12 protein-coding genes are annotated in these 11,686 nt (G+C 64.2%); 9 read left to right on the forward strand and 3 right to left on the reverse strand.

What is annotated here, in order from left to right; translation table 11 throughout:
• Nucleotides 1-12 precede the first annotated feature (12 nt).
• Complete coding sequence (locus GL284_RS04195) at nt 13-372, reverse strand: hypothetical protein (protein WP_155043396.1); 360 nt, start codon at nt 370-372, stop codon at nt 13-15.
• Nucleotides 373-475: 103 nt separating this feature from the next.
• Here GL284_RS04195 and GL284_RS04200 point away from each other — a divergent pair, with 103 nt between their 5' ends.
• The 4 genes from GL284_RS04200 to GL284_RS04215 all read left to right on the forward strand — a co-directional run bounded on the left by GL284_RS04200 (nt 476) and on the right by GL284_RS04215 (nt 5,522).
• Nucleotides 476-1,060: a TetR/AcrR family transcriptional regulator gene (locus GL284_RS04200; RefSeq protein ID WP_155043397.1), complete on the forward strand. Its 585-nt coding sequence runs from the start codon at nt 476-478 to the stop codon at nt 1,058-1,060.
• 41 nt (nt 1,061-1,101) lie between these two features.
• On the forward strand, nt 1,102-3,036 hold the full coding sequence (gene dnaG / locus GL284_RS04205; RefSeq protein WP_155043398.1) for a DNA primase: 1,935 nt from the start codon (nt 1,102-1,104) through the stop codon (nt 3,034-3,036).
• 153 nt (nt 3,037-3,189) lie between these two features.
• Nucleotides 3,190-5,172 carry an RNA polymerase sigma factor RpoD gene (gene rpoD / locus GL284_RS04210; RefSeq protein WP_155043399.1) on the forward strand — a complete coding sequence of 661 codons (1,983 nt, stop codon included), beginning with the start codon at nt 3,190-3,192 and terminating at the stop codon, nt 5,170-5,172.
• Nucleotides 5,169-5,522: a hypothetical protein gene (locus GL284_RS04215; protein ID WP_155043400.1), complete on the forward strand. Its 354-nt coding sequence runs from the start codon at nt 5,169-5,171 to the stop codon at nt 5,520-5,522. The genes rpoD and GL284_RS04215 overlap by 4 nt, the downstream gene beginning before the upstream one ends.
• 18 nt (nt 5,523-5,540) lie before the next feature.
• Here GL284_RS04215 and GL284_RS04220 read toward each other — a convergent pair whose 3' ends face one another.
• Nucleotides 5,541-6,089 carry an NADPH-dependent FMN reductase gene (locus GL284_RS04220; protein ID WP_155043401.1) on the reverse strand — a complete coding sequence of 183 codons (549 nt, stop codon included), beginning with the start codon at nt 6,087-6,089 and terminating at the stop codon, nt 5,541-5,543.
• A gap of 142 nt (nt 6,090-6,231) precedes the next feature.
• On the opposite strand from GL284_RS04220, the gene GL284_RS04225 reads away from it, so the two are divergent.
• From GL284_RS04225 to GL284_RS04245, 5 genes are all read left to right on the forward strand, one after another.
• Nucleotides 6,232-7,707 carry a DNA recombination protein RmuC gene (locus tag GL284_RS04225; RefSeq protein ID WP_155043402.1) on the forward strand — a complete coding sequence of 492 codons (1,476 nt, stop codon included), beginning with the start codon at nt 6,232-6,234 and terminating at the stop codon, nt 7,705-7,707.
• 142 nt (nt 7,708-7,849) lie between these two features.
• On the forward strand, nt 7,850-8,719 hold the full coding sequence (locus GL284_RS04230; RefSeq protein ID WP_155043403.1) for an ABC transporter permease: 870 nt from the start codon (nt 7,850-7,852) through the stop codon (nt 8,717-8,719).
• Complete coding sequence (locus tag GL284_RS04235) at nt 8,716-9,522, forward strand: ABC transporter permease (RefSeq protein ID WP_155043404.1); 807 nt, start codon at nt 8,716-8,718, stop codon at nt 9,520-9,522. Before GL284_RS04230 ends, GL284_RS04235 begins: the two co-directional genes overlap by 4 nt.
• A gap of 50 nt (nt 9,523-9,572) precedes the next feature.
• Nucleotides 9,573-10,670 (forward strand): ABC transporter ATP-binding protein, encoded by a 1,098-nt coding sequence (locus GL284_RS04240; protein ID WP_155043572.1) that lies wholly within the window; start codon nt 9,573-9,575, stop codon nt 10,668-10,670.
• A 97-nt stretch (nt 10,671-10,767) separates the two neighbouring features.
• Nucleotides 10,768-11,211: a pore-forming ESAT-6 family protein gene (locus tag GL284_RS04245; RefSeq protein WP_155043405.1), complete on the forward strand. Its 444-nt coding sequence runs from the start codon at nt 10,768-10,770 to the stop codon at nt 11,209-11,211.
• 124 nt (nt 11,212-11,335) lie between these two features.
• Here GL284_RS04245 and GL284_RS04250 read toward each other — a convergent pair whose 3' ends face one another.
• Nucleotides 11,336-11,677, reverse strand: a complete 342-nt coding sequence (locus GL284_RS04250; RefSeq protein WP_155043406.1) for an MmcQ/YjbR family DNA-binding protein — start codon at nt 11,675-11,677, stop codon at nt 11,336-11,338.
• Nucleotides 11,678-11,686: the final 9 nt, after the last annotated feature.

Consider the following 11,686-nt stretch of genomic DNA (forward strand, 5'->3'; position numbering starts at 1 on the left):
TGGTCGTCTCGGTCATTCGTCGGCGGGTTGCGGCATGGCGCAGGCCGGGTCGTCTGCCGGGCAGGCATCCAGACTTTGGCGCGACAGCGCGTCGGCGCGCGCGCGCAGGGCATCGGCCCGCCGCGCCAGATCGCCAGCACCCGCAGCCGTGCCCGCCGCACCGCCTGCCACACCGCCCGCCAGCCCCGCGGCGCGGCCCTGCAGGGCCGCATCGGTCGCTGCGGGATCGTTGGCCGCGTCGCGTGCATGGGCAGGCAGCGCCGGATCGGCCAGCAGCTGATCGGTCGGCATCAGGCTGGGGTAATCGCCCATCGGGTCACCGCAGGCAGCAAGGGCCAGAACTGCCGCGCATCCGATCCAACCTGCCTTCATGCCGTCCGCCTTCCCGTGAAATCGCGGGAACAATAGGCCCTTGGTCAAGGCCGGGGCAAGATGCGGTCTTTCCCTGAGCGGGCGCGCGGCCTAGAAAAACCGGATGGCGCGAACACATGGCTCCAAGGCAGAGATCACCGGCCCGCTGATCCGCGATGCGGCGCGGCGGCTTTTTGCGCGCCATGGCTATGCGGCGGTGTCAATGCGCCAGATCTCGGCCGAGGTCGGCCTGCAGGTCGGCGCGCTTTACGCCTATACTCCCGACAAGCAGACGCTGCTGGCCGATCTGCTGCGCGGGCATATGCAGGATCTGCTGGCCGAATGGCCCGACGATCCCGGCCAACCGGCGCTGGCGCGGCTGGACGGGTTCTTGCGCTTTCACATCGCCACCAGCCTGGAACGCCCCGAAGCGGTGTTTCTGGCCTATATGGAGTTGCGCAGCCTGACGCCCGAAAACCGGCGCGAGATCGCGGCCCTGCGCCGCCGCTATGAGGACGGGCTTGAAGCCATCCTGACCGCGGGCGAGGCCGAAGGCAGCATGACCGTGCCCGACCGCCGCCTGACCGCGATGGCGCTGATCGCCATGCTGACCGGCGTGACCAACTGGTATCGCGAAGGCGGGCGGCTGGACCGCGATCATGTGACCGCGATCTATCGCGATCTGGTTTTCGGCGCGGTGGGCGCGTAAATCCGTTTTCCTTGCCCCGCCGGACCGCGATATAAGACAGCATGAGCCTGCCACCCCAGTTCCTTGATGAGATCCGCGCCCGCGTGCCTTTGTCGCGCGTCATCGGGCGCAAGGTGGTGTGGGATCAGCGCCGCTCGAATCAGGCCAAGGGGGATTGGTGGGCGCCATGCCCGTTTCATGGCGAAAAGACCGCCTCGTTCCATGTCGATGACCAGAAGGGATTTTATTACTGCTTCGGCTGTCATGCCAAAGGCGACGCGCTGACCTTCCTGCGCGAGGCCGAGGGCATGAGCTTCATGGAAGCGGTGGAACTGATGGCCTCGGAAGCCGGGCTGCAGATGCCCGAGCGCGACCCCCGCGCCGCCGAACGCGCCGACCGCCGCACCGAACTGGTCGAGGTGATGGAGCAGGCGGTGCGCTGGTTCCGGATGCAGCTTGGCATGGGCGTGGCCGAGGAGGCGCGCGCCTATCTGAAACGGCGTGGGCTTGACGGCGCGGCGGCCGAGCAATTCGGCATCGGCTATGCGCCCGACCAGCGGCAGGGCCTATATAACGCGCTGCGCAGCAAGGGCATCGCCGAGGCGCTGATCGTCGAGGCGGGGCTGTGCGCCAAGCCCGATGACGGCGGCGCGCCCTTTGACCGCTTCCGGGGGCGCATCATCTTTCCGATCCGGGACGCGCGCGGGCGCTGCATCGCCTTTGGTGGCCGGGCGATGGATCCCAATGCGCGGGCGAAATACCTGAACTCTCCCGAGACGCCTTTGTTCGACAAGGGGCGCAATCTGTACAATGTCGGCCCGGCGCGGGCGGCGGTGGCCAAGGGCAAGCCGCTGATCGTCGCCGAGGGCTATATGGACGTGATCGCGCTGGTGCGTGCGGGCTTTGAAGGCGCGGTCGCGCCTTTGGGCACGGCGATCACCGAGGATCAGCTGCGCCTGATGTGGCGCATCTCGCCCGAGCCGGTGATCGCGCTGGATGGCGATACGGCGGGTCTGCGGGCGGCGATGCGGCTGATCGATCTGGGCCTGCCTTTGACCGCGCCGGGGCAGGCGCTGCGCTTTGCCTTTCTGCCCGAGGGGCAGGACCCCGATGACCTGATCCGCGCCAAGGGCGCTCCGGCCATGTCCGAGGTGTTGGAGCAGTCGCGGCCTCTGGTCGATCTGCTGTGGAAGCGCGAAACCGAAGGCCGGGTCTTCGACAGCCCCGAACGCAAGGCGGCGCTGGACAAGGCGCTGGGGGACGCGATTGCCAAGATCGCCGACAAGGACACGCGGGACCACTATTTCCAGACGCTGAAAAACCTGAAATGGGAACTGTTCAGCCCGCGCAGGCGCGATCCGCAGCCCCGCGCCGCGCAACCGTCGCAGCAGGCATGGCAGCCCAAGGGGATGCGCGGCGTGGTGCTGCCAGTGGCGCCGGTGGCCTCGACCCGCGCCTCGCGGCTGTCGTCGCCGGGGGCGGATGAGTATTCCGCCGAGGATATGATCGAGGCGATGATCCTTGCGATCTGCGCCACGCATCCCCATCTGATCGGTCCGGTCGAACCGCGTCTGGAACGGCTTGAACCGCAGGACAGCGACCGCGCGCAGCTGGTCCATGACTTGCTGGCGGGCACGCAGTCGCAGGCCGGGCAGCGCGCCCTTGAAAGCATTATGGCCGAGCCCCATGTGAAAGCGGCTCCGGCAATCCTGCGGCCGCAGGACGAAAATTCCGCAGGCGGCATCCTGATGAATGCGCTGGACCGCATCGAGGCCCGCCGCATCGCGCGTGAGGAAATCGCCCGCGCCGAGGCCGAGATCGAAGGGCTGGCCGATGAGGGGCTGACATGGCGCATCGCGCAATCCGCCCGCGCCCGGCAGCAGGCCGACAGCCCGTCCTTGTCCGATATCTCGGATCTGGGCGAGAATCGCGAAGCCCTGTCGCGTGGTCTGAAAGCCGCGCTGGAGAACGAGATCTGGCGCAAGCCGCGCCGTTAAATCAGGGCTGTGCCGCGCGACAAGGCATCCCAGCCCGAATCACTTGGGCCATTCCCGGCGTGGGCTTTGAAACTGCCCGCGATCTCGGATAGAAACGCCCGATAGCCGATCCCGATTCGCTGATTCGCGAATCACCGCTTCAAGGGAGCCAGCATGGCCAACGACGACGACCAGAAGCCCGACACCAAGGACGACGATCATTCGCTGGACATGAGCCAGGCCGCCGTGAAACGCATGATCGCCGAAGGGCGTGAACGCGGCTTCATCACCTATGACCAGCTGAATGCCGTTCTGCCCCCCGAACAGGTCAGTTCCGACCAGATCGAGGATGTGATGTCGATGCTGTCCGAAATGGACATCCGCGTCGTCGAGACCGATGAAGAATCCGATGAGGGCGAAAGCGTGGGCGAGGTCGCGACGACCAGCTCGGGCTCGCGCGAGGTGGCCGTGGCCACCACCGAAACCGAAAAGCTGGACCGCACCGACGACCCCGTGCGCATGTATCTGCGCGAGATGGGTTCGGTCGAACTGCTGTCGCGCGAGGGTGAGATCGCCATCGCCAAGCGGATCGAGGCGGGCCGCAACACGATGATCGCGGGGCTGTGCGAAAGCCCGCTGACCTTCAAGGCCATCACCATGTGGCGGCAGGAGCTTCTGGACGAAGACATTCTGCTGCGCGACGTGATCGATCTGGAAACCACCTTCGGCCGCTCGATGGAGGATGACAGCGAGGACGAAGAAGTCCTGCCCGACGATTCCGCGCGTCCCGCCTCGGCCGGGTCTTCGGAACAGCAAGAGGAACTGGATGCCGACGGCAACCCGATGGGCCGGGGCGACGATGAGGATGAGGACGATGACGGGCAGAACCTGTCGCTGTCGGCCATGGAAGCCTCGTTGAAGCCGCAGGTTCTGGAAACGCTGGAATCCATCGCGCAGGGCTATGAAGAACTGTCGCACATGCAGGACAACCGCATGTCGGCCACGCTGAACGAGGATGGCACCTTCTCGGCGGCGCAGGAAATCGCCTATCAGCATCTGCGCTCGCGCATTGTGGCGCTGGTCAACGAATTGCACCTGCACAACAACCGGATCGAGGCGCTGGTCGACCAGATCTATGGCATCAACCGCCGCATCGTGACCATCGATTCCGGCATGGTGAAGCTGGCCGATGCCGCCCGCATCAATCGCCGCGAATTCATCGACGCCTATCGCGGCGCCGAACTGGACCCGACCTGGGTTGACCGCATGTCGGCCAACAAGGGCCGTGGCTGGCAGAGCCTGTTCGAGAAGTCGCGCCCGCAGGTCGAAAACCTGCGCAGCGACATGGCGATGATCTCGCAGCGCGTCGGCGTCGATATCGAGGAATTCCGCCGCATCGTGAACCAGGTTCAGCGCGGCGAAAAGGAAGCGCGTCAGGCCAAGAAGGAAATGGTCGAGGCGAACCTGCGTCTGGTGATCTCGATTGCTAAAAAATACACGAACAGGGGCCTGCAATTCCTTGATCTTATTCAGGAAGGCAATATCGGCCTGATGAAGGCCGTCGACAAGTTCGAGTATCGGCGCGGCTACAAGTTCTCGACCTATGCGACCTGGTGGATCCGGCAGGCGATCACGCGTTCGATCGCCGATCAGGCCCGCACGATCCGTATCCCGGTCCATATGATCGAGACGATCAACAAGCTGGTGCGCACTGGCCGCCAGATGCTGCACGAGATCGGCCGCGAGCCCACGCCCGAGGAACTGGCCGAAAAGCTGCAGATGCCGCTGGAAAAGGTCCGCAAGGTGATGAAGATCGCCAAGGAGCCGATTTCGCTGGAAACCCCGATCGGGGACGAGGAAGACAGCCAGCTTGGCGATTTCATCGAGGACAAGAATGCCGTGCTGCCTCTGGACAGCGCCATTCAGGAAAACCTCAAGGAAACCACGACGCGGGTGCTGGCCAGCCTGACCCCGCGCGAGGAACGTGTGCTACGGATGCGGTTTGGTATCGGCATGAACACCGACCACACGCTTGAGGAAGTCGGCCAGCAGTTCAGCGTCACCCGCGAACGCATCCGCCAGATCGAGGCGAAGGCGCTGCGCAAGCTGAAGCACCCGTCGCGGTCGCGCAAGCTGCGGTCGTTCCTTGATCAATGAGCGTCGATCTGACACCTGCTGCGGGCGTCAAGGATGGCGCCCGCGCTGCTTGGGATTGGCTGGGGACTGTGAGCTTGCCGCCGGAGTGGCGGCGCGAGTTGACGGAAAACGGCTTCATCCAGCAGGATCTGCGGTTCTATCGCGGCGATGACTGGATGTTCTCGGCGGTGCTGAATCAGGGCTGGGTGCTGTGGTATGCCCGCCGTCCCGCGATCCGGGCCGGGCTGGTCGAGGCGCAGGACATTCTGTCGGCATTCCCGACCGCGCGCGAGGATCGGGGCGAGGTCAAGCTGCGCCTTCACGACGAAGACGCTGCCCGCGCGCTGTGGAACTGGACGATGGGCGCGTAGCCCACCGTCCCGCCGGCATCAGCCGTGCTTTTCGATGAAAGCGGCAAAGGCATCGACATAGGCTTGCAGGAATTTGCGGATGCCCTCGTCGGTGATGCTGCCGTCATCGGCAAAGGCATCGGCCTTCCAGTGGATATAGGCCTCGGGCTGGTGCATCACGACCATGTTCTGGTTCAGCATTTCGGCCTTCAGATGGCCTTGGGCCACCGCCGCGCCGATTACGCCGGGCGAGGTGCCGGTGACGGCCGCCGGTTTGCCCGACCATGAATTCTTGCCATAGGGACGGCTGGCCCAGTCCAGCGCGTTCTTGATGACGCCGGGGAAGCTGCGGTTGTATTCCGGGGTCACAGCCAGCACGGCATCGGCGGCTTCGACCTTGGCTTTCAGATCGGACACCTCGGCGGGCACGGTTTCCCACAGATCCTCGTTGTAATGCGGCAGGGCGCCGATGTTCAGCTCGACGAAGCTCAGCTTGCCCTCGGCCAGCTTTTCCAGCGCGCGGGTCAGCTTGCGGTTGATCGAATCTTCCCGCAACGAGCCGATGATGACGGCGACGGTCTTGGTCATGGTGGTCTCCTGATTGGCAATTCCTGTTGAAAGTTAGTCAGACAAAGCGAGGCTTCAAAGGGGGCTTTTCCTTGCAATTCCAGATCAAAAGGTGAACAGTCTTGCGCAATATCGAAACACCCGCAGATCGGAAGACAGCCTGATGCAGCAAGGTCTTGGCCAGAAAATCCAGATATGGCTTGCAGATACGGGTAATCTGCAGCTTGTGGCCGGGCTGCTGGCGTTGGCTTTGCTGATGCTGGCCGTTTCGCTGTGGCGAACACGGCGTTCGCAAAAGGCGGCGGCGGCGGATTTTCTGGGCCGCGAAACCGAACTGCGCGCGCGGCTGGACAGCGAATCGCAGAACCTGCGCGACCAGCTTCTGGCCGTCAGCCGGCTGGAGACGCGGGCCGAGTCGATTTCGCAGCGGATGCAGGAACTGCTGGAAGAGCGTGACGGCCTGACCGATGTGCTGCACCGCGAACGCCAGTCCCTGTCCACCGCCCATCGCCAGCTTGCCGAAACCCGGCTTGCCGCCGAAAAGGACCGCGAGTCGGCGGAACGCGACATCGCCACCCTGCGCGAACTGCGCGAGGAGATGACCGGCCATTTCCGCCTGATGGCGAATGAGACGCTGAAATCGCAGGGCGCGGAAATGCAAAAGGCGCATGGCGAACAGTTGCACGCGCTGCTGAACCCGTTTCGCGAACAGGTGAACCGGTTCCAGACCGAGCTGCAGACCCGCAACAAGGCCACCGACGAAGAACGCGCGCGGCTGAAGGAACAGATCGAATATCTGCACAAACGTTCGGAGCAGATCTCGCAGGAGGCTGTGGCGCTGACCCGCGCGCTGAAAGGCGACAGCCAGAAGCGTGGCGCATGGGGCGAGATGATTCTTGAGCGCATTCTTGAGGATTCCGGCCTGATCGCGGGCACGCATTACGATGTGCAGACCAGCCATACCGATGCCGATGGCAAGCGCTGGCGGCCCGATGTCATCGTGCGCATGCCGCAGAAAAAGCTGCTGGTGATCGACAGCAAGGTGTCGCTGAACGCCTATGAAGAGGCGGTGAACACCGAAGACCCCGCCTTGCGCGACGCGGCCCTGCGCCGCCATGTCGCGGCCGTGCGCACCCATGTCCAGCAACTTGCCGCCAAGGGCTATCAGGCGCTGGACGACCGGAGCGAGACCGGCGGCTCGGTCGATTATGTGCTGATGTTCATTCCCGTCGAAGGCGCGTTTTCCGAGGCGCTGCGCGTCGATCCCGATCTGGCGCGCTTTGCCATGGAAAACCGCGTCGGCCTGTCCACGCCGACCACGCTGATGCTGACGCTGCGCACCGTCGATCACATCTGGACCGTCGAGCGGCGCGAGACGAACGCCATGCAAATCGCCGCGCGGGCAGGCGCGCTTTACGACAAGCTGCACGGCTTCGTGTCCTCGATCGAGGATGTCGGACAGCATCTGGAGCGGGCGCAGAAAAGCCATGCGACCGCGATGGACCGGCTGACGCGCGGCTCGGGCAATGTCATCCGTCAAGCCGAGATGCTGCGCGAACTGGGCGCGCGCACGCAAAAGGCCATCGCGCTGGACCATGACGGCGACGCCCTGCCACCCGCGGGCGAGGCGGCGGAATAGCGCAGCCGCGCCTTTGGGCAGAATTGGCGGCAATGCAGGCGGCGCGCGGAAAACCGCTTCCCCTTCGCGGGTGTTTGTGGAAACTAAGATAGGGACAGACAGGGGCTTACGGCCCTGAACGCAACGCGGCAAGGAGTGCGGCATGGCATCAGGGGACCGATCGCAGGCAAGGCAGGGCTTGGGTCTGATCGCGCCGCCGCTTGGCTATGCCGTGCTGGTGATGGCCGCGCCGCTGCTGACAATCGTCGCCTATTCCTTTCTGACCGACGGCTATCTGACGGTGATCCGCGAATTCACGCTGGAGAACTATCGCGCCGTCTGGTCCGACCCGATCTTTCACAAGATCATGCTGCGCTCGCTGGGGGTGGCGGCGCTGGTGACGCTGGTCACGGTGGCGCTGGCCTTCCCGATTGCCTATTTCCTAAGCTTCGTGGTGGATCCGCGCAAGAAATCCATGTGGCTGTTTCTGATCACCATCCCGTTCTGGACCAGCTATCTGATCCGGGTTTTCCTGTGGAAGGTGATCCTTGGCTATAATGGCGTGGTGAATTCGGGGCTGAAATCCATCGGCATCATCGACCAGCCGCTGTCCTTTCTGCTGTATAACGTGAATTCGATGGTGATGACGCTGGCCCATGCCTATGCGCCCTTTGCGATCCTGCCGATCTTCATCGCGCTGGAAAAGATCGACCGCTCGCTGCTGGAGGCCGGACGGGATCTTGGCGAAAGCCGCCTGATGACCTTCTGGCGGGTGACGCTGCCCTTGGCGATGCCCGGTGTCGTCGCGGCCTCGCTGATCGTCTTTATCCCGACCATCGGCGATTACGTCACCCCGGCCCTGATCGGCGGCGGCAAGATCCCGATGATCGCCAACATGATCCAGGCACAGATGCTGGATCTGGACAACCGCCCCATGGGCTCGGCGCTGGCGGTGACGGCGATGCTGATCGTGGCGATCCTGTCGCTGATCTTCGTGGCGCTGAACCGCCGTTTCCTGAAGGTGAAGCAATGAGGGGCGGCGGTCTGCGCGTCTACGCGATCTTCTATCTGCTGTTTCTGTATGCGCCGATCCTGCTGCTGCCGATCTTTGCCTTCAATTCCGGGACGATCATCGCCTTCCCGCTGCAAGGCTTCACGACTGACTGGTTCGGGCAGATGTGGGGCAATGCCTCGTTGCGGCGGGCGCTGTTCAATTCGCTGACGATTGCCGTGTCCTCGGCGGTGTTTGCGACCTGCCTTGGCATCTTTGCCGCCCGCGCCTCGACCCGGTTTCAGTTTCCCGGCAAGGGGCCGATCATGGGGCTGATCATGCTGCCCTTGGTGCTGCCCGAGATCATCGTCTCGATCTCGCTTCTGGTGGTGCTGCTGTCGATCGGGGTGCAGCTGAACATCCTGACGGTGATCGTCGGCCACACGCTGATCTGCATGCCCTATGCCACGGTGATCCTGTCGACGGCGTTCAATTCACTGGACCGCTCGCTTGAGGAAGCCGCCTATGATCTGGGCGAGACAAAGCTCAGCGCGTTCCGGCTGGTGATCCTGCCGCTGGTGATGCCGGGGATCATCTCGTCGCTGCTGATGAGCTTCACGATCAGTCTGGACGAATTCATCATCGCCTTCTTTCTGGCCGGGAACGAGCCGACGCTGCCGACCTATATCTTCAGCCAGCTGCGATTCCCCAAGCAGATCCCGATGATCATGGCGCTGGGGACGGTGCTGGTGGTCATGTCGATCATTCTGCTGACCATTGCCGAATATTTCCGCCGTCGCGGCATCGCGAAGACCGGCGCCAAGGATACCGGAGGCTTCCTGTGACGACGACCAGCACCGCAGAACATCGCGCCCGCACGGCCGCCGCAAAGCCCATGATCGAATGCCGGGCGGTGCAGAAATATTACGGCGACTATCACGCGCTGCGCGGCATCGACCTGACCATTCGCGAAGGAGAGTTCTTTTCGCTGCTGGGACCGTCTGGCTGTGGCAAGACCACGCTTCTGCGCACCATTGCCGGGTTCGAAGACATCACCGATGGCGTGGTGCTGATCGACGGGCAGAACATGGAGAACGTGCCGGCGAACCGCCGCCCCACGAATATGGTGTTTCAGTCCTATGCGATCTTTCCGCATCTGACCGTGGCCGAAAACGTGGCTTTCGGCCTGCGCCGCGATCCGCGATCCAAGGCCGAAAAGGCCGCGGCCGTCGAGGAAGCCTTGGCCATGGTCGGGCTGAAAGGCTATGGCACGCGCGCCAGCCACGCCCTGTCCGGCGGTCAGCGCCAGCGCGTCGCGCTGGCCCGCGCGCTGATCCTGAAGCCCAAGGTGCTGCTGCTGGATGAGCCGCTATCGGCGCTGGACCGCAAGATGCGCGAACAGATGCAGGTGGAACTGATCAAGCTGCAACGTCAGGTCGGCATCACCTTCGTTCTGGTCACCCACGATCAGGAAGAGGCGCTGGTCATGTCCGACCGCATCGCCGTCATGTTCGAGGGCAAGATCGCCCAGCTTGACGGCCCCGAGGCGCTTTATGCCCGTCCCGCCAGCCGCCGCGTGGCGAATTTCATCGGCGTGATGAACTTCCTGCCCGCGCGCATCCTTGGCGAAACCGCCACCGGGGTCGAGGTCGACGTGCCCGGTCTGGGCCGCGTCGAGGTGCCGCTGGCCAATGTCAGCAAATCCGACGCGGGCGACGAAGGCCCGATGGTCGGCTTCCGCCCCGAAGCCGTCACGCTGATCGGGCCGAACCAGCCCGCGCAAAGCCGCGAGACGCCGGGCGTCATCGACGAGGTCGTGTATTATGGCGACATGACCTATTACGACGTGCGGCTGGATGGCTCGGCCAGCGGCGACGGTCGCGCCCGCCCGGTGCGGATCGCCATGCGCAATGTCTTTGGCCGCGATGTGCAGGATGTCGGCACGCGCACGAATGTGAGTTGGTCGCCCGGCTCGTTGGTACTTTTCCGCTGATTTTAGGGTCTGCCAGCAAATTCCTGCCGGGGGTGGATTTGCAGGCCCCGCATTGACGTGCCAGATTCACCGCACATGAAACAGACGGAGATCTAAGATGATCGCACGTTCCGCCATTCTTCCCGCGCTTTGCGTGGCAGCCTCGACCCTGACCGCAGGCGTGGCCTTCGCGCAGGAAGCAGCCCCCGCCGCACCGGCGGCGACCGAGGCGCCTGCCGAGGCCGCGCCCGCCGTTCAGGACAGCGGTGCCGCCTATGAAAGCGCGCGCAACCAGCTGGGCGTTCTGGCCTATTGCCAGGACAAGGGCTTCATCGACGGCAAGGCGGTCGAAACCCAGACCCGGCTTCTGACCATGATCCCGGCAGGCGACACCGCCAAGGGCGATGCGGCCGAAGCCAAGGGCAAGGAAGGCACCGTTTCGGCCATGGGCGTCGAACGCTCGCTGGCCGATGCCGCGACCGAACAGCAGACCAGCGAAGACGCGCTGTGCAAGCAGATGGACGCGCTGCTGCAGCAGCTGGCGACGCAGGTTCCTGCCTGATTTCAGGTTCCATGGGGCAGGGTGGCGTGATGCCACCCTTTTCCGGAAACCGGCTCCGCCTGACACGGGGCCGGTTTTTTCGTGGCGGGTCTGCGGATGGGCGACGGCGCTTGGCCAAGCCGCGCTAAAGCGGTGGCAGCGCGGCCTGAGCCTTGCGCGTCAGGCCCGCGCGGACCAGCCGATAGCTGTGGCGGATGCGATGGGCGATTTCATCAGGCGCGGCATCCAGCGGCAGCGCCACCCAGCTGCGATGCAGATAGCGCGCGCGCTCTGCCACGCCGGTTTCTATCAGCAGCGTGGCCATCTCGATGCTGTCGGTCTTGACGGACAGATGCGTGCCGACCGTGCCCACCATCGCAAAGATCTTGCCGCCGACTTTCCAGCAATCATGCCCGCCGCCCCACGGGTCAGACCATTCGGCCCCCGGCTGCGCGGCACAGATTTCATTGACCAGTTCGCGGCTCATGTCAGCACT

Source organism: Paracoccus shanxieyensis (genome assembly GCF_009711265.1).
Taxonomy (GTDB): domain Bacteria; phylum Pseudomonadota; class Alphaproteobacteria; order Rhodobacterales; family Rhodobacteraceae; genus Paracoccus; species Paracoccus shanxieyensis.